The organism is Pseudomonas sp. LBUM1672 (assembly GCF_059695655.1).
The window spans coordinates 1,172,330-1,189,641 of the sequence record NZ_CP166781.1 but is presented as its reverse complement, the minus strand read 5'-3'; the positions used below and the strand labels follow the sequence as shown (position 1 = coordinate 1,189,641).

At 58.2% G+C, this 17,312-nt stretch carries 15 protein-coding genes; 4 read left to right on the top strand and 11 right to left on the bottom strand.

The features are described from left to right. Positions 1–298 precede the first annotated feature (298 nt). Positions 299–925, bottom strand: coding sequence for an RloB family protein (locus ACA053_RS05230; RefSeq protein ID WP_497394673.1), 627 nt, complete (start codon positions 923–925; stop codon positions 299–301). A gap of 2 nt (positions 926–927) precedes the next feature. Then, positions 928–2,178 carry an AAA family ATPase gene (locus ACA053_RS05225; protein ID WP_497315812.1) on the bottom strand — a complete coding sequence of 417 codons (1,251 nt, stop codon included), beginning with the start codon at positions 2,176–2,178 and terminating at the stop codon, positions 928–930. 442 nt (positions 2,179–2,620) lie between these two features. Here ACA053_RS05225 and ACA053_RS05220 point away from each other — a divergent pair, with 442 nt between their 5' ends. Beyond that, positions 2,621–3,133 carry a BRO-N domain-containing protein gene (locus ACA053_RS05220; protein WP_497315810.1) on the top strand — a complete coding sequence of 171 codons (513 nt, stop codon included), beginning with the start codon at positions 2,621–2,623 and terminating at the stop codon, positions 3,131–3,133. A gap of 59 nt (positions 3,134–3,192) precedes the next feature. Here ACA053_RS05220 and ACA053_RS05215 read toward each other — a convergent pair whose 3' ends face one another. Continuing rightward, the gene (locus ACA053_RS05215) at positions 3,193–3,378 is read right to left on the bottom strand and encodes a hypothetical protein (protein WP_010462962.1); all 186 of its coding nucleotides are present in this window, start codon (positions 3,376–3,378) and stop codon (positions 3,193–3,195) included. A 391-nt stretch (positions 3,379–3,769) separates the two neighbouring features. Here ACA053_RS05215 and ACA053_RS05210 point away from each other — a divergent pair, with 391 nt between their 5' ends. Beyond that, positions 3,770–5,395 (top strand): glucan biosynthesis protein D, encoded by a 1,626-nt coding sequence (locus tag ACA053_RS05210; RefSeq protein ID WP_109628150.1) that lies wholly within the window; start codon positions 3,770–3,772, stop codon positions 5,393–5,395. A 208-nt stretch (positions 5,396–5,603) separates the two neighbouring features. Here the strand turns inward: ACA053_RS05210 and ACA053_RS05205 are convergent, their stop codons facing one another. The 3 genes from ACA053_RS05205 to ACA053_RS05195 all read right to left on the bottom strand — a co-directional run bounded on the left by ACA053_RS05205 (position 5,604) and on the right by ACA053_RS05195 (position 9,297). After that, positions 5,604–6,710 (bottom strand): NADH:flavin oxidoreductase/NADH oxidase, encoded by a 1,107-nt coding sequence (locus ACA053_RS05205; protein ID WP_497315806.1) that lies wholly within the window; start codon positions 6,708–6,710, stop codon positions 5,604–5,606. Between the two features lie 268 nt (positions 6,711–6,978). Then, on the bottom strand, positions 6,979–8,688 hold the full coding sequence (gene recJ, locus ACA053_RS05200; protein ID WP_497394672.1) for a single-stranded-DNA-specific exonuclease RecJ: 1,710 nt from the start codon (positions 8,686–8,688) through the stop codon (positions 6,979–6,981). 66 nt (positions 8,689–8,754) lie between these two features. Beyond that, entirely contained in the window at positions 8,755–9,297 is a 543-nt protein-coding gene (locus tag ACA053_RS05195; RefSeq protein ID WP_150709869.1) for a YaeQ family protein, read from the bottom strand. Positions 9,298–9,444: 147 nt separating this feature from the next. Here ACA053_RS05195 and ACA053_RS05190 point away from each other — a divergent pair, with 147 nt between their 5' ends. Together ACA053_RS05190 and ACA053_RS05185 are read left to right on the top strand one after the other, a co-directional pair. Further along, on the top strand, positions 9,445–10,644 hold the full coding sequence (locus tag ACA053_RS05190; protein ID WP_497394671.1) for a CaiB/BaiF CoA transferase family protein: 1,200 nt from the start codon (positions 9,445–9,447) through the stop codon (positions 10,642–10,644). Then, on the top strand, positions 10,598–11,566 hold the full coding sequence (locus tag ACA053_RS05185) for a TIGR02285 family protein (protein WP_497315800.1): 969 nt from the start codon (positions 10,598–10,600) through the stop codon (positions 11,564–11,566). The genes ACA053_RS05190 and ACA053_RS05185 overlap by 47 nt, the downstream gene beginning before the upstream one ends. 169 nt (positions 11,567–11,735) lie before the next feature. On the opposite strand, the gene ACA053_RS05180 is transcribed toward ACA053_RS05185, so the two are convergent. From ACA053_RS05180 to dsbC, 5 genes are all read right to left on the bottom strand, one after another. Further along, positions 11,736–12,023 carry a DUF3509 domain-containing protein gene (locus tag ACA053_RS05180; RefSeq protein WP_109628144.1) on the bottom strand — a complete coding sequence of 96 codons (288 nt, stop codon included), beginning with the start codon at positions 12,021–12,023 and terminating at the stop codon, positions 11,736–11,738. A gap of 162 nt (positions 12,024–12,185) precedes the next feature. Beyond that, on the bottom strand, positions 12,186–13,538 hold the full coding sequence (locus ACA053_RS05175) for a transporter substrate-binding domain-containing protein (protein ID WP_497315798.1): 1,353 nt from the start codon (positions 13,536–13,538) through the stop codon (positions 12,186–12,188). Positions 13,539–13,659: 121 nt separating this feature from the next. Continuing rightward, entirely contained in the window at positions 13,660–15,069 is a 1,410-nt protein-coding gene (thrC, locus tag ACA053_RS05170; RefSeq protein ID WP_497315796.1) for a threonine synthase, read from the bottom strand. Positions 15,070–15,135: 66 nt separating this feature from the next. Beyond that, positions 15,136–16,440, bottom strand: coding sequence for a homoserine dehydrogenase (locus ACA053_RS05165; RefSeq protein WP_109635956.1), 1,305 nt, complete (start codon positions 16,438–16,440; stop codon positions 15,136–15,138). A 133-nt stretch (positions 16,441–16,573) separates the two neighbouring features. Then, positions 16,574–17,305: a bifunctional protein-disulfide isomerase/oxidoreductase DsbC gene (dsbC, locus tag ACA053_RS05160; RefSeq protein ID WP_109628141.1), complete on the bottom strand. Its 732-nt coding sequence runs from the start codon at positions 17,303–17,305 to the stop codon at positions 16,574–16,576. Positions 17,306–17,312 lie beyond the last annotated feature (7 nt).

Below are 17,312 nucleotides of genomic sequence, written 5' to 3'. Positions count from 1 at the left end.
TCGGACATCCGAAATCTGCCGATTTTCCGGAGCTGACACACCATGAGTGCACTACCCGAACTCTCAGCAGCCGTCGCCGACAGCGACGCCGAGCAACGCGTACACCGGATGCGGAGTGGTACATCAACTATGCGATGGTGTTGAGTACGGCGATCGTTACTGGGTTGGGGTTGATCTACATGTGGTTGGCCAAGCCGTATGACCATGGGACGGTGCCGGCGGGGGATGCGTGGAAGGTTAGTCGGTAATTGATTTCGCCCCGGGGCTGGTTGTGGCACCGGGGCGAGTTGTTACGACGTTAGATCGATTGGGGGACGGAAAGGACTTCAAACTCATCCATTAGCAGATGGATTTCAGTACTGGGATTGAGCTCACCGCTGTTAACAGCATCGAGAAAAATTCGAGGAGCAAGCACCCTTGCAGTATTGAAAAGCTCTCCCTTCAACAGATCAAAATGGCTGACATTTTTACCCTTTTCATAATCCTCCATCAGAGGTTGGCCCCTAAGACTTCTGGTCACAAGTTCGCCGGGGGATTTCCCACCTGCTGCAGCGAATGGCTTTCTGTTGTAGCCAAAGTGCAATAGCAACCAAAACTCGAAACAGGGAAAAGACGCTATCACTTTTATCTTCGGATGCGGTTTCGCCAGGTCGACCGCACGGTCGAAGCAAAGATGAGTGTCGCGGTCCAAGGCACAAAAAACCTTGTCGAAGTTTCTTTGCCGGGCAATCGCCCTTTCGACAATCCCACTTGGATGAGTCAGGCCGCAATGGGCAATTTCAACGTGGGCGTTGGCACGAAAATGAAAGGCCGCATCCTCCAGGTATCGCTTTCCTGATTGACTGTCCTCACAAAGGATCAGCACCTTGGGTTGCGGTTTGAACCGCGACTTCTTTCGATCAAACAAGCGTGTCGTCCGCGCCATGGTTACCTCCGCCTGATCAACGGCAAACCACGGTAACGGCCTTCGAAGTACCGCTTCTCAACGTCCTCTCCCTCGCGCCCGTCAAAATCGTGGACGGAAAAAAGACGGGTGGCGCCATTGGCATCACGCTCGGTGATCCAGATTTGATCTCGCCGAAGCATTTGGGTATTCATCAGATGAGTGTCGTGAGTCGTGAAAATCAGCTGGGTGTTCTGCCCACTGTCCAAATGTTTTCCAATCAGATCAGCCACTATTGCTGGATGAAGGCTGCTGTCCAACTCATCGACGGCCAGTATTCCGCTCCCGTCTGTGTGATTGATCATGAACCAGGGCAACCAGAATCCAATCAGGTTTTTTGTGCCACCAGACTCTTCTGAAAAATCAAACTCCGCATCTCCTAGATGACTCGTATGCGTCAGGGTCACTTTGTCTTTTCGCGCCGCCGCGAAGAATTCTTTAAGCGTGAGTTTTCTGCTGGCTGGAGCAGCGTCTGCATCAGAATTCAGTTGAATGTCCGAGACTGGAATATCGACCTCTTTTAGAAAGTCTCTCAAGTCGCACGTGTAGTCCGATGCCATCTGAAGAAACCGGATGGAGGCTGCCGACAATCCCATCATGTTGTTCTGTTCGATGACGAGAAGGCCGGATTGAAACCAGCCAAATGGTTCTCGCAACTGCGCCAGCTCTTCGCTGCTGTTCGCGACAGCCTGTGCAATGAATAACATCTTCGGACTGGTCAAACGCCGCCAGGCATTGTGAACCTCTTTGCCTCCCTCAAGGCTTGAGCCAAACACGTACTGCTCACCCTCCTCCCCCAAACAACGCTGATATAAAAGCGTTTCCTTTCCTTTCGGATAAGAGACCAGGTGTTCCTCGATGATTCGTTGCGCCGTCATGCGCAGTAAAAACCGATAACGGAGTGAGCCTTGAATGAAGTTGTACTCGAAACAACTTGGCTCGTCTTTAAGCTGCGGGTCAAAACGAAACGGGGAAACCGGTAGCGATTCCTCATTTGAGGTCGGAGGCGCAGCGAGCAAGCTTCCCATAATTCCCATCGCCCGGATCAGTGACGATTTACCCGACGCGTTTGGCCCGTATATCGCAGCGATCTTCAGTAAGTCCGGCAGTTTTTCTCCATTCACCGGCGACTTGAAAAGGTTGCGCTTTTTGCTCAGGCGCGGCGTTGCTGCCATGGACAGGGTTTGCTTGTCACGGAAGGAGCGGTAATTGGAAACTGAAAATTCGATCAACATGTAGCAAACCTGCAGTTCGTTCCTGAAAGCGGAAAAAACTATAGGAAAAACCAGGGTGACGATGCTGCTTCAGCGCACTTCAGGCAAAAACAGGAAATTCCTACAGACCAAGCCTTCCGGGGAAGACTCCAATTCCTACAACACGCGGCGCCAGAGTAGACTTGGCGCCGCGAGCGCCTGAACGATAGGCTTTACCTCGTCGCTGCCAAATCAGCGACCCGGGGTCGAAGCCGGTAAATCATCAACATGGCGCATCCGCGCCCCCATATGAACTGGGGCAATTTTTTGCCTTTCAGTTTCGCTTTATGGTGGGCCGTGTGGCGCGGGCCTCTTGGCTTGCATGTTGATCGAGAATGTCCCGACTTCGAACGCCGCACGGTCCGCCACCCATAATCTGTCGAAGGATTAGTGGCGGCTCCCTTTTCAACATGGAGTCGAAAAAATGCTTAAGCACACGCTAAATCCATCTGACACCCATCCTCATTTCATCCCTTCCATCTTCACCCGCCACAACCGCTTCCTTCACGCCTTCATGCAAGACAACCAAGCCTGGTTCTGCGTCCAGGATCTCGGTCGCTTGATGGGTCGTCCGCTGGACCAACGTCTCACTCTGAAACTCGATCCCGATCAACGCCGATACGTCTGGTTGCTGAAAGACGGCAAAACCGTCGAATCACTGATGGTCAGCGAATCGGGAATGTATGCGCTGCTAGTCCATCATTTCATCCCGGAAAATCGAAACCTGCGTCAGTGGCTGAGCAACGAAGTCATCCCCATGCTGCGTAATTCGAGTGCGCCATCTGTGGATAACATTCCAAGCCTGAGTTCGTTGCAGTGGGCAGGCATCTCGGTGCCGCTGCTGCACTGGAAGAATCAAGCGTGGATCAAGTGGCGGGACATGCCTGACCTGATGCAGGCACAGCGACCGTTCACGATCATGGGCACTTGCAGTTGAACGCAGGGTGAAAAATGAAAAAGGGGCAGACTTCACAGTCCGCCCCTTTGGTTTGGCGCTCAAAACCGCGAAACACTCCGCATCGCATCCACCAGATACCGCATCGCAATCCGGTCGTTTTCCGACAACTCGCGATACCGTTCCAACAGCTTCATTTCGTCCGAACTGAGCCGATGCCTTCGCCGCCCTGTTGCGAGGCAAGGGAAGATTCCCAACATTTCGGTGATGCCTTGTACTTTCGTCATGGACGATGTCCTTCTATAAGCCCGAGAAAACTTCAAAAACCGCATCGCCCTATCCTTTTATTAGTCGCCAGCCTGAAGGGCAGAAACCGGCCATGAACACAGAATAGGAAGATTCCCGGCGCTGAAAAGCGGTTTTTAGAGTAATTAGTCAAAAAAAGCAGAAATGCCCTAAAAATCAGAAAGTGCTGTCGGAAAAATTAACCGACATTTCTTGTTTCATTGCCGCATCATCAAAGTGCTACCAATCATTTTTTCTCTGTAACCGAACGGTTTAAGCTATTTGTTATCTGTTTAAAGTCCGTTGCGTTTGGCCGAAGGCATGTCCGAACCGATATTTTTGATCCAGCACGTGCCAGGAACGGCGCGGGATTGTTCACGACAGGTTTTACTTATGCATCGCAGGAATTTGCTCAAAGCGTCCATGGCCATCGCTGCCTACACCGGCTTGTCTGCCACCGGCCTGCTGGCCGCCCGTGCATGGGCGGGCACCGGCGCCGCTGATGGCGAGGCCCAGGCGTTCGATTTCGAGGCGCTGAAGATTCAGGCCAAGCAACTCGCCGGCAATCGCTATCAGGACACCAAGCAGGTGCTGCCGCCGACCCTGGCGACCATGACGCCGCAGAATTTCAATGCGATCCGCTACGACGGCAACCACTCGCTGTGGAAAGACTTGAACGGTCAGCTGGACGTGCAATTCTTCCACGTCGGCATGGGCTTCAAGCAGCCTGTGCGCATGTACAGCGTCGATCCCAAGACGCGTCAGGCCCGTGAAGTGCATTTCCGCCCTTCGCTGTTCAACTATGAAAAGACCACGGTCGACACCAAGCAGCTGACCGGCGACCTGGGGTTTTCCGGGTTCAAGCTGTTCAAGGCCCCGGAACTGGACCGGCACGATGTGTTGTCCTTCCTTGGCGCCAGTTATTTCCGTGCGGTAGACGCCACCGGCCAGTACGGTCTGTCGGCCCGCGGTCTGGCGGTTGATACCTACGCCAAGAAGCGTGAGGAATTCCCGGACTTCACCAAGTTCTGGTTCGAGACCCCGGGCAAGGACAGCACCCGTTTCGTGGTCTACGCCCTGCTGGACTCGCCGAGCGCTACCGGCGCGTACCGCTTTGACATTGATTGCCAGGCCGAACGCGTGGTGATGGAGATTGACGCTCACATCAACGCACGCACGGCCATCGAACAACTGGGCATCGCTCCGATGACCAGCATGTTCAGTTGCGGCACCCACGAGCGCCGCATGTGCGACACCATTCACCCGCAAATCCACGACTCCGACCGACTGGCCATGTGGCGCGGTAACGGCGAGTGGATCTGCCGCCCACTGAACAATCCGGCGACGTTGCAATTCAACGCCTTCGCCGACACCGATCCAAAAGGTTTTGGCTTGGTGCAGACCGATCACGAGTTCGCCAATTATCAGGACACCGTGGACTGGTACAGCAAGCGTCCTAGCCTGTGGGTAGAACCTACGACCGCGTGGGGCGAAGGCTCTATCGATCTGTTGGAAATTCCTACAACCGGCGAAACCCTCGATAACATCGTCGCGTTCTGGACCCCGAAAAAACCGGTCGCGGCCGGTGATTCCCTGAACTACGGCTACAAGCTCTACTGGAGCGCGCTGCCACCGGTAAGCACGCCGCTGGCGCGGGTCAATGCGACCCGTTCGGGCATGGGCGGCTTTATCGAAGGCTGGGCGCCGGGCGAGCATTACCCGGAAGTCTGGGCACGACGCTTTGCCGTGGACTTCACCGGTGGCGGTCTGGACCGCTTGCCGGAAGGCGCGGGGATCGAGCCTGTGGTGACCTGCTCAAACGGCGAGGTGAAGGACTTCAACGTGCTGGTGCTGGATGACATCAAGGGTTATCGGATTACCTTCGACTGGTACCCGACCAATGACAGCGTGGCGCCGGTTGAGCTGCGGTTGTTCATTCGCACCAATGACCGGACGTTGAGCGAGACCTGGTTGTACCAGTATTTCCCGCCGGCACCGGATAAGCGTAAGTACACCTGATAATAAGGGTTTGCCTGGGCTGGCCCCATCGCGAGCAGGCTCGCTCCCACAGGGGTCCTTCGTTGGATACAAAATTTGTGTTTTATGGAGATCCAATGTGGGAGCGGGCTTGCTCGCGAAGACGGCCTGACAGACGACAGATGTTCCCGCCCAGAAACGCAAAAGCCCCGATCAACTCGATCGGGGCTTTTTGGTTTTTCAGCTGCATTCAGTCGCGTAAATCCGACTCATGAATCGGCTGATCCCGGTGCGTCGCCCGCTGATACTGCGCCGGCCAGATCGCCTTGCGACCACCCAGATCATCGTCGGCATGCAGCGGCCAATACGGATCGCGCAACAGTTCCCGCGCGAGGAAGATGATGTCAGCCTGACAGGTGCGCAATATGTGCTCGGCCTGGGCCGGTTCGGTAATCATGCCGACCGTGCCGGTGGCGATGCCTGACTCCTTGCGTACACGTTCGGCGAAACGGGTCTGGTAACCCGGCCCTGTAGGAATTTCCGCATTGGCCGCCGTACCACCCGACGAAACATCAATCAGGTCGACACCCAAGTCTTTGAGGCGTCGTGCCAGTTCAACGGTTTCATCAGGATTCCAGCCGTCTTCCACCCAGTCGGTGGCCGACACACGCACAAACACCGGAAGCTCCTCAGGCCAGACCGCACGCACTGCTTCGGTAACTTGCAGCACTAGTCGAATCCGGTTCTCGAACGAACCGCCGTATTGGTCGCGCCGCTGATTGCTCAGGGGCGAAAGAAACTGATGCAGCAGGTAACCGTGAGCGGCATGGACTTCTACCACTTTGAAACCGGCCGTCAGCGCTCGCTTGGCTGAGGCGACAAAGGCCTGAATCACCGCTGCAATCTCGCTTTCATCCAGCTGCTTCGGATGGGTGTGCTGCGGGTCGAAAGCAATCGGCGAAGGCCCCACCGGCACCCAGCCACCGTCTTCGGGTTTGACGCTGCCATGCTTGCCGATCCACGGCCGATGAGTGCTGGCCTTGCGCCCGGCGTGCGCCAGTTGAATGCCGGCCACAGCGCCTTGAGCGGCGATGAAGCGCGTGATGCGTTGCAGGGGTTCGATCTGCTCGTCATTCCACAGGCCGAGGTCCTCGGCGGTGATGCGCCCGTCGGCCGTGACCGCCGTGGCTTCGGTAAAAATCAGGCCTGCGCCGCCAACGGCGCGGCTGCCGAGGTGAACCAGGTGCCAGTCATTGGCCAGCCCATCGACGCTGGAGTACTGGCACATCGGTGATACGGCAATGCGGTTGAGCAGGGTCAATTGACGAAGGGTATAGGGTTCAAGCAGCAGACTCATGGGGCACCTCTCGAATCAGTGGGCAGGCTCCAGGGTTCTGTTTGAAAAGTCGACGAGTGACAGGAAAAAGGCGTAGCACCCGCCCCCGCGGGCAAAAATTGGACAAGACGTCACAAGGATAATCAAGCAGTGCTTAGAGCCTAGTCGACATCGGGGGATGAGGGAGGGTTCCGGGGATATTTGGCGTGAGGGCGATCGCTTTCGCGAGCAAGCCCGCTCCCACAGGGTTTGCGCAAATCCTGTGGGAGCGGGCTTGCTCGCGAAAGGCTCAGCGCGGTTCTATGTGGGCAATCATCAGTTGCACCGTCTCGTTCCCGCGAAACTCGTTGAGGTCGAGTTTGTAGGCCAACTCCACCCATTTGATCGTCGGATTCGGCCAGATGTCGCGGTCGATGCCGAAGGCAATGCCATCGAGCTTCACCGAGCCGCATTCGCTTCTCAGCACCACTTTGAGGTGCCGTTCGCCGACGACGCGCTGCTCAACCAACTGAAACACGCCATGGAACAGCGGCTCCGGAAAGTGCTGCCCCCACGGGCCTGCATGGCGCAGGGCACGGGCCAGTTCCAGATGGAATTCCTCGACCGCCAACACTCCATCCGAGAGCAGCCGCCCGGTCAGGTCTTCTTCGCGCAATTGCCTGCGCACTTCAGCGTCAAAGGCCTCGGCGAACAACGGAAAATTCGCTTCGGGCAAGGTCAGACCGGCCGCCATGGCGTGGCCGCCGTACTTGCTGATCAGGTTCGGATGTTGCGCGGCCACCACGCTCAAGGCGTCACGGATGTGGAAACCCTGAACCGAACGCCCCGAGCCCTTGAGCAACCCATCGCCGGCATCGGCAAAGGCAATGGTCGGACGGAAATAGCGCTCTTTCATACGCGAGGCGAGAATTCCGATGACACCCTGGTGCCACTCGGGATCAAACAGGCACAGGCCAAACGGCATCGACTCGACCGGCAAATCCTTCAGTTGAGCCAGCGCTTCACGCTGCATGCCCTGCTCGATGGATTTGCGGTCCTGGTTCATGCCGTCGAGCTGCACGGCCATTTCCCGCGCCAGCCCCGCGTCTTCGGTGATCAGGCATTCGATGCCCAGGCTCATATCATCCAGGCGTCCCGCCGCATTCAGGCGCGGGCCGACAATGAAGCCCAAGTCGGTCGAGGTGATGCGTGCCGGTTCACGCTTGGCCACTTCGAGAATCGCCTTGATGCCCGGACGGGCACGCCCGGCGCGAATCCGCTCCAGGCCCTGGTGCACCAGAATCCGGTTGTTGGCATCCAGTGGCACGACGTCGGCAACGCTGCCCAGCGCCACCAGGTCCAGCAACTCGCCGATGTTCGGCTGTGGCGTGTTTGCGTACCAGCCGAGGCTGCGCAACCGCGCGCGCAGGGCCATCAACACATAGAAAATCACTCCGACGCCGGCCAGTGCCTTGCTCGGAAATTCGCAGCCGGGCTGGTTCGGATTGACGATGGCATCGGCCAGCGGCAGTTCGTCGCCGGGCAAGTGGTGGTCGGTGACCAGCACGTTCAGGCCCGCCTTTTTCGCCGCCGCCACGCCTTCGACACTGGAAATGCCGTTGTCGACTGTGATCAGCAACTGAGGCGTGCGTGTCAGCGCCACTTCAACGATTTCCGGGGTCAGGCCATAGCCATACTCGAATCGGTTCGGCACCAGATAATCGACATGCGCCGCGCCGAGCAGCCGCAACCCCAGCACGCCCACGGTACTGGCCGTCGCGCCATCAGCGTCGAAGTCGCCGACAATCAGAATCCGCTGGCGCTGCTCCAGCGCTGTCACCAGCAAATCCACCGCCGCATCGATGCCTTTGAGCTGCTGGAACGGAATCAGCCGCGCCAGGCTCTTGTCCAGTTCCGCCTCGGATTGCACGCCCCGCGCCGCGTAAAGACGCGTCAGCAGTGGCGGCAGATCACCGAGGAATGGCAGGGTGTCGGGCAACAGGCGAGGTTCGATGCGCATGGGGTGACAGGTGCTTCTCTTGAATACGTAGGATAAAACCGGATAACGCGAACAAACGGCGAAAAATCAGCCGCGTTCGCCGCTCAGCCACTGCAATTGCACTTCGTGCTGACCACGATCGTCGGTGACGAAGATCGTCCCTTCGCTGATCATCACGTCCCACTTGATAACGCGGGGCATGTCTTTGGCCAGGGTTTCCAGGATGTCCTGAGGCACGGCCGCGATGTGCACGTTTTTCAGGTTCTTGATCGCCGGGATCACTTTGGTTTCCCAGACGCGCAGGCTGCCGTAGGCCAGCAGGCTGGTGCGCTCGGTACGGCGCGAGCACCAGGTCAGGCGATCGGCGTCTGGCTGGCCGACTTCGATCCAGTGCAGGACACGGTCGTCCAGGCTCTTTTCCCACAGGGCAGGTTCATCCACGTCTGACAGACCGCGACCGAACGACAGCTGCTCGTTGTACCAGAAGGCGTAGGCCAGCAGCCGCACGGTCATGCGCTCTTCGGTTTCCGAAGGGTGGCGGGCGATGGTCTGCTTCACGGTCTCGTAAACGCTGCGGTCGAGGTCGGTGAGGTTCAGTTCAAACTTGTAGGTCGTGGACGGCTGGGCCATGAACGGGCTTCTTGATACGAGGAAAGGCGGCAAGTCTAACCGATGCAGTAGGCAATCAACGAATAGAAGGCGATGAACCTTGGTCGTCTGACATTGGGCTATGTTAAAAGGCTATATCCGCTCAGCCTTTGTCTTACAGGATCCAGCATGCCGTTCACCGCCAAACCGCTCTCAGGTCTGAAAGTCATCGAATTGGGCACCTTGATCGCCGGGCCGTTTGCCTCGCGCATTTGCGCTGAGTTCGGCGCCGAAGTGATCAAGATTGAATCCCCCGACGGCGGTGATCCGCTACGCAAGTGGCGAAAACTGTACGAAGGCACCTCGCTGTGGTGGTTCGTGCAAGCCCGCAATAAAAAGTCCCTGACGTTGAACCTGAAACACCCCGACGGCCTGGCAATCCTGAAAAAACTGCTGAGCGACGCAGACATCCTGATCGAGAATTTTCGCCCTGGCGTGCTGGAAAAGCTCGGCCTGGGCTGGGACGTCTTGCACGCCCTCAACCCCAAACTGGTGATGGTGCGGCTGTCGGGGTTCGGCCAGACCGGGCCGATGAAAGATCAGCCCGGTTTTGGCGCGGTCGGCGAATCCATGGGCGGTTTGCGCTACATCACCGGTTTCGAAGACCGGCCACCGGTGCGCACCGGGATTTCCATCGGTGACTCGATTGCCGCGCTTTGGGGTGTGATTGGTGCGCTGATGGCGTTGCGTCATCGCGAGGTCAATGGCGGCCAGGGCCAGGTGGTGGACGTGGCGCTGTATGAAGCGATCTTCGCCATGATGGAAAGCATGGTGCCGGAGTTCGACGTATTTGGTTTCATCCGTGAGCGCACCGGCAATATCATGCCGGGCATCACGCCCTCCTCGATCCACACCAGCGCTGACGGCAAGCATGTGCAGATCGGCGCCAATGGCGATGCGATCTTCAAGCGTTTCATGCTGGTCATCGGCCGCGAAGACCTGGCCAACGACCCGGTGCTGGCCAGCAACGATGGCCGCGACAGCCGCCGCGACGAGATTTATGGGGTGATCGATCGCTGGGTCAATTCGCAGCCGCTGGACACCGTGCTGGCGAAGCTGAATCAGGCCGAGGTGCCCGTCAGCCGGATCTTCAGCGCCGAAGACATGTTCAGCGATCCGCAATACCTGGCCCGGGAAATGTTCCTGCAAGCCAAGTTGCCGGACGGTAAAGACTTCAAGATGCCGGGGATTGTGCCGAAACTCTCTGAGACGCCCGGCGATTGCGAATGGGTCGGGCCACAACTGGGTGAGCACAACGCACAGGTACTCCAGGAACTTGGCTATGACGCGTCGCAGATTGCTCAACTGCGCAAAGACGGAGCCATCTAAGCTGAGGCGCCGGCTAGCGCAGTCCATCAGAATCTGCCTGGCGCATGGCGGACGGCTAGTGCGCGCGCTGCTGGTTACGCTTCTGCTCGCCGGGCTGGCCCCATCCGCGATGGCGCAACCCAAGGAAACGCTGATCTGGCTGATGCGTGATTTGCCGCCATTGACGATCTTCGAAGGACCGAAAAAAGGCCAGGGCGTTATCGATCAACTGTTGCCGCTGTTGATCGCCGGCATGCCGCAATACGAACACACGCTGATGCGGGTCAATCGCGCTCGCGGCTTGCAAATGCTCCACGACCCCTCCCTCACGTGCGACGCGGCGCTGAACAAAAGCAAGGAGCGCGAGCGCTGGATTGCGTTTTCCATTCCGGTTTTTCGGGCCATGAGTAATGGTGTGGCGGTAAGGCGGGTGGATCGTGAGGCGCTGACACCCTTTATCCAGGACGGTGAACTGGACTTGGCCGCCCTGCTAGCCAGTGGCCGCGAGAAGCTGGGCATCATCGCCGAGCGCAACTATGGCGAGTACCTCGACGCACTGCTCAAGCAAGCGCCGCCCGACGCGCTGACGCTGCACTACGGCAACGACGCCTTGGGCAGTCTCCTGCAAATGCAACGTCTGGGACGATTGCGCCTGCTACTGGGCTATCGCCCGGAAATCCGTTACCAGGCCCAGCAGCAGGGAATCGCGGAGGATGAGCTGCAGTTTTACCCGATTCGTGGCGCGGAAAAATTCTTGTCCGGTTACATCGGCTGTACCGACACACGCAAGGGCCGGCAAGCGATCGTCGAGATCAATCAGCTGCTGCGCAAACTGCCCCGCGACCAGTTGAGCGAGGCTTACGCCGCGTGGCTCGACCCGGAAAGTCGCAGTGCTTACCTCGAAGAATCCCGAGTGTTCTTCGAGCATCAGGCGCAGCAATGACAAATCGCAGGCAAAAGAAACCCCGAGAAGTGGGGAGACGACTCGGGGTTAAACGTGGCCTACATAAAGACCAGTAACTGCAGGCTACAAGCACCGGAGCACAATGCTTGATCCTGCTGTTACATGGTCTGACGACCTGAGTGCAGGAAGGTTCCCACAAAAGAACAATTCAATTTCGACTGGCCAGAATCTTGTCCTGAGCCGCATTGCGCAGAGCCGCGATGACGCAGGGCTCCAGCCGTCCTTCGGCAATCAGCACGTCGCGGTGCAAGCCGTCGACGACATCCGTCAACAGACGGTAATCGGTTAACTGGGCTTGATTGAACGCCCGTTCGACCACGATCGCGCCGGTCGCATTCTTCAGTGTCACCAGGCATTCGCCATGGGCGCCCGACGGGGTCAGCGTGACCTGATACGGGCTCAGCGCCTCACCGAGCAATAGACTGATACTTTCCATCTCGATCACCACTCAATAGTCCGAAAACAAAGTGCCTGGGGCGTGTTCACAGTAAGTGACCACTGGCCCGAGAAGAAAGTTCTGGATTCCAGGTGCAGACGCGTCGGCGTCCCAGGTCGACTGAGCATGCACGGCAAAGATGACAGGGAAAAAACAGACGATTCACATGTGCCTTGTCCGGCGACCGATATCGGTCCATCCACCCAGCAATCCTCGCAATTGACCATCGGCGCTGTAGAACGGCACCGTCCACTGGTAGATGTCCTGGACACCGTTGTTGAACATTAATTGACGCTCACTGAAGCGTGGCTTTCGAGTCTCCATCTGCGCCATGAATTCGGCATGCAGCAGCTCAGCGGTCTCTTTGGGCAACACATCGAGCTCAATCAGCCGTCTGCCCTGGACCTGATCAAAACGAGTGCAGAGACTTTCTTCGTAACTCTTGTTGCACATGATCAAACGCCCTTCCAGGTCACGAACAAACATCGGATCGGGCATGGCGTCCATCAACGCATGCTGGAACGCCAGTTGATCGCCGAGACCTATCTCGGCGTCGACGCGCTGCTTGATCAGCGCCGCAAGCCTGCGGTTCCAGAGCAAGGAAAGCAGGCCGAACAGGCTGACGATAAACATGCTCCAGCAAAGCCAATGAGTCATCTGCCGCCAACGGGAAGGTGACTGAACGGGGGCGATTCCATTGAGCCACTTCAGGCGGATCGTGCGCAGTTCTGCTGCCGGAAAGGCCTCAAGCGCCTTGTTGAGAATGCTCAGCAACGGCGACTGACCTTTGCGTACCGCGAGGTGATCAGCCTCCCATTTGCCCTCCACTGCCCGCCCGACCTTGAGCTGGCCCAACGGATAGAGCTGCGCCCCGATTTCATTTTCGATAGTGGCAAAGGCTTCACCACTTTCAACCAGCGCCCTGGCTTCGGCATACGTCTTGACCGTGCGCAACTCGATCGACGGGTGGTCGCGGCGAATCGTGCCTTCGAGTGCGTGCCGGGCCGGCAACACAAGCACTCTTTTTGCCAACTGCTCCAGGGAGTGCACGACCGGTGCATCTGCTCGCCCGACAACCACCCAGCCAGCGCCACCGAACGCATGACTGAAATCCAGAAACGCCTTGCGCTCGTCATTCATTGCCAGGGTGGTGCTCATATCCGCCTCGCCATTTTCCAGACGCCCAAGTAACTGATCGGTAGAGAACGACTCTTCGTGAACAAACTGCAAGCCTGTCATGGCACTGATGCGATTGAGCAGATCGTTGTTCAGACCGCTCCATTGGCCGTGCTCATCCTTGAACAGATAAAGCGGGTATTGCACCGATGAGACGATGACTTGCGGGTGCTCGGCAATCCACCTCATTTCCTGAGCGTCCAGATCGACGGTTGCGCCGCCCGAGCCGCTGGACTCAGGTGCCGCCAATTGCGCAGCCGTCCCTTTTTGGGCCAAGCCCAGGACGCCGATCAAAAACATCCAGCACACGGCTGGCTTTAACCCTCTGAAAAACAGCATTACCACTTCCTTCGCAATCAACTCGCCCGTCCTTCCTGGGGCGAAAACGCGACAAGTGTGGCATGCAGAAATGAGAAAGCCCGTCAGGAGACGGGCTTCAAAATGTGACAGCTTTTAGCGGTTACAGCGGCTTGCCGCGGTTGCCATGCTGACTGACAAAGGCCTGCACGGCTTTCAAATCATTCGGCAACACGGTGCAACGCTCATCTCTCTCAAACAAATCAGAAAGATGTGCGGGTAGTTCAAGCGCTTTTCCTACGCCGGCCTTCTCCACTGCATCCGGGAATTTGACCGGATGGGCTGTGCCGAGAATCACCATTGGAATATCCAGGCTACGACGGCATTCGCGCGCAGCCTTCACACCGATGGCGGTATGCGGATCCAGCAGCTCACCGGTTTGCTCATAGACGTCAGCAATGGTTTCGCAGGTTTGTGCGTCATCCACGGCCAGGGAATCGAACAGCTTGCGGGCTTCGGTCCAGCGTTCTTGTTCGACGCTGAAGCCGCCACCCTGTTTGAAGTTGTCCATCAAACCGGCAATCGCTGCGCCATTGCGACCGTGCAGGTCGAACAGCAGGCGTTCGAAGTTCGACGACACCATGATGTCCATCGACGGCGACAGCGTGGCGTGCAGGGTTTCCTTGACGTACTGATTGCCGCTCATGAAGCGGTGCAGGATGTCGTTGCGGTTGGTGGCGACGATCAACTGGTTGATCGGCAGGCCCATGTTGCGTGCCAGGTAACCGGCGAAGATGTCGCCGAAGTTGCCGGTCGGCACCGAGAACGATACCGAACGCGCCGGGCCACCCAACTGCAGGGCTGCGTGGAAGTAGTAAACGATCTGGGCCATGATCCGCGCCCAGTTGATCGAGTTCACCGCCACCAGGCGCGTGCCCTTGAGGAAACTCTGGTCGGCGAAGCTCGCCTTGACCATTTCCTGGCAGTCATCGAAGTTGCCTTCGATGGCGATGTTGTGGATGTTCTCGCCGAAGAGGGTGGTCATCTGGCGACGCTGCACTTCGGACACGCGGTTGTGCGGGTGCAGGATGAAGATGTCGACGTTTTCGCAGTGCTTGCAGCCTTCGATGGCGGCCGAACCGGTGTCACCGGAAGTGGCACCGACGATGACCACGCGCTCGCCGCGTTTTTCCAGCACGTAGTCGAGCAAGCGGCCGAGCAGTTGCAGGGCGAAGTCCTTGAACGCCAGGGTCGGGCCGTGGAAAAGCTCCAGCACCCATTCGTTGCCGTTCAACTGACGCAGCGGCGCGACAGCGTTGTGCGAGAACACGCCGTAAGTCTCTTCAAGAATCTTTTTGAAATCGGCATCAGGGATGCTGCCGGTGACGAACGGGCGCATCACCCGGAAGGCCAGCTCGTGATACGGAAGTCCGGCCCAGGACGCGATTTCTTCCTGGGTGAAACGTGGCAGGTTTTCCGGGACGTACAGACCGCCGTCGGTGGCGAGACCGGCCAGCAGGACATCTTCGAAATTCAGGGCCGGTGCCTGGCCGCGGGTACTGATATAACGCATGACTGGCTCCAATAGACAGTGTTCGCAAACCCGGGCCCGCACGCGAGCCCGGTGAACGATAACGGCTTAGTTCAGGTGCTCGACGCGGATCCGTACAACCGGACCCACCACGCCTGTCAGGGCTTCGAGGGCGGCGATCGCGTCGTTCATGTGCTGTTCCAGCACGCGGTGAGTCAGCAGGATCATCGGCACCAGACCGTCATGCTCTTCGACTTCTTTCTGCATGATCGATTCGATGTTGATGCCGCGCTCCGACAGGATGCTCGCGACCTGGGCCAATACGCCCGGATGGTCCTTGGCCTGAATGCGCAGGTAGTAGGCGCTTTCGCAGGCTTCGATCGGCAGGATCGGGTGCGCCGACAGCGAGTCCGGCTGGAAGGCCAGGTGCGGCACACGGTTTTCCGGGTCGGAGGTCATGGCGCGAACCACGTCCACCAGGTCAGCGATCACCGACGAAGCGGTCGGCTCCATGCCAGCGCCGGCGCCGTAGAACAGGGTCGAACCGGCAGCATCACCGTTGACCATCACCGCGTTCATCACGCCATTGACGTTGGCGATCAGGCGATCAGCCGGGATCAGCGTCGGGTGCACACGCAGCTCGATGCCGGACGCAGTGCTGCGAGCGACGCCGAGGTGCTTGATGCGATAGCCCAGCGCTTCGGCGTAGTTCACGTCAGCGGTGGTCAGCTTGGTGATGCCTTCGGTGTAGGCCTTGTCAAATTGCAGCGGGATGCCGAAGGCGATGGAGGCAAGGATCGTCAGCTTGTGGGCCGCGTCGATGCCTTCAACGTCGAAGGTCGGATCGGCTTCGGCGTAACCCAAGGCTTGCGCCTCGGCCAGTACGTCTTCGAAGGTGCGACCCTTCTCACGCATTTCGGTGAGGATGAAGTTGCCGGTGCCGTTGATGATCCCGGCGACCCAGTTGATGCGGTTGGCCGACAGGCCTTCACGGATCGCCTTGATCACCGGAATGCCACCGGCCACAGCCGCTTCGAACGCCACGATCACGCCTTTCTCGCGAGCCTTGGCGAAAATCTCATTACCGTGAACGGCGATCAGTGCCTTGTTCGCGGTGACCACATGCTTGCCATTCTCGATGGCCTTGAGTACCAGCTCGCGGGCAACGGTATAGCCGCCCATCAGCTCTATAACGATGTCGATCTCAGGGTTCGTGGCCACTTCGAAGACATCGTTGGTAATCGCAATACCGGTCGTTTGGAACTGAGGCTTTGGCGTGCGCATGGCAATTTGTGCCACTTCGATTCCACGCCCGGCACGACGAGCAATTTCCTCGGCGTTGCGCTGAAGTACGTTGAAGGTACCGCCACCGACGGTCCCTAACCCACAGATGCCTACTTTGACCGGTTTCACTGTGAACTCCCCATAAAACGGCCGACTCAAGGCCGGCCGTGAAAACAGCCGCATACTCGCGGCTCTCTATTAATGGCCCGGCAAATGGTGCCACCGGACCATGATCGTCAAGGGCTGGCCGTGACGATGCGAATTATTTCGCGCCCAGCGCCAGTTTGGCGACTTGTGGCGCAGGCTGGTAGCCCGGAATGACCTGACCGTCAGCCAAAACGATGGCCGGTGTGCCGTTCACGCCGATCGACTGACCGAGGGCGAACTGTTTGGAGACCGGGTTATCGCACTTGGCGGCCTTGATTTCCTTGCCGTCGACCATCTTGTCCATGGCCGCTTTCTTGTCTTTCGAGCACCAGACTGCTTGCAGCTGTTCGTCACCCGGCGAGCCCAGGCCCTGGCGCGGGAACGCGACGTAACGCACTTCGATGCCGCGCTTGTTCAGCTCAGGCACTTCGGCGTGCAGTTTGTGGCAGTACGGGCAAGTGGTGTCGGTGAACACGGTGATGTGCGATTTGGTTTCGCCGATCGCCGGGTAGACCACTGTTTCCGCGACGGGAATGGCGTTGACCAGTTTGGACACGCCCAGGCGTTCGGTCTTCTCGGTCAGGTTGATCGGTTTGCCGTCCTTGAGCTGGAACATGTAGCCCTGAACTACGTATTGACCGTCGGCGCTGGCGTAGAGCACGCGGCTGCCTTGCAGTTTGACTTCGTACAGGCCCGGCAGCGGACTGGCGGAGATGCTTTCTACCGGCACTTCGAGCTGGAGGTTTTCCAGGCTTTTACGAATGGCTTTGTCGGCCGCATCATCGGCGACGGCAAAGGTGCTGACCAACGCAATGGCTGCGGCGGCGAAAATCTGGGTCAGACGCATGAGAACT

What these genes read in the sequence shown, in the direction of transcription:
- ACA053_RS05230 (WP_497394673.1), bottom strand. Translation starts at nt 925, where the DNA reads ATGGCGCGGACGACACGCTTGTTTGATCGAAAGAAGTCGCGGTTCAAA.
- ACA053_RS05225 (WP_497315812.1), bottom strand. Translation starts at nt 2,178, where the DNA reads ATGTTGATCGAATTTTCAGTTTCCAATTACCGCTCCTTCCGTGACAAG.
- ACA053_RS05220 (WP_497315810.1), top strand. Translation starts at nt 2,621, where the DNA reads ATGCTTAAGCACACGCTAAATCCATCTGACACCCATCCTCATTTCATC.
- ACA053_RS05215 (WP_010462962.1), bottom strand. Translation starts at nt 3,378, where the DNA reads ATGACGAAAGTACAAGGCATCACCGAAATGTTGGGAATCTTCCCTTGC.
- ACA053_RS05210 (WP_109628150.1), top strand. Translation starts at nt 3,770, where the DNA reads ATGCATCGCAGGAATTTGCTCAAAGCGTCCATGGCCATCGCTGCCTAC.
- ACA053_RS05205 (WP_497315806.1), bottom strand. Translation starts at nt 6,710, where the DNA reads ATGAGTCTGCTGCTTGAACCCTATACCCTTCGTCAATTGACCCTGCTC.
- recJ (WP_497394672.1), bottom strand. Translation starts at nt 8,688, where the DNA reads ATGCGCATCGAACCTCGCCTGTTGCCCGACACCCTGCCATTCCTCGGT.
- ACA053_RS05195 (WP_150709869.1), bottom strand. Translation starts at nt 9,297, where the DNA reads ATGGCCCAGCCGTCCACGACCTACAAGTTTGAACTGAACCTCACCGAC.
- ACA053_RS05190 (WP_497394671.1), top strand. Translation starts at nt 9,445, where the DNA reads ATGCCGTTCACCGCCAAACCGCTCTCAGGTCTGAAAGTCATCGAATTG.
- ACA053_RS05185 (WP_497315800.1), top strand. Translation starts at nt 10,598, where the DNA reads ATGACGCGTCGCAGATTGCTCAACTGCGCAAAGACGGAGCCATCTAAG.
- ACA053_RS05180 (WP_109628144.1), bottom strand. Translation starts at nt 12,023, where the DNA reads ATGGAAAGTATCAGTCTATTGCTCGGTGAGGCGCTGAGCCCGTATCAG.
- ACA053_RS05175 (WP_497315798.1), bottom strand. Translation starts at nt 13,538, where the DNA reads ATGCTGTTTTTCAGAGGGTTAAAGCCAGCCGTGTGCTGGATGTTTTTG.
- thrC (WP_497315796.1), bottom strand. Translation starts at nt 15,069, where the DNA reads ATGCGTTATATCAGTACCCGCGGCCAGGCACCGGCCCTGAATTTCGAA.
- dsbC (WP_109628141.1), bottom strand. Translation starts at nt 17,305, where the DNA reads ATGCGTCTGACCCAGATTTTCGCCGCCGCAGCCATTGCGTTGGTCAGC.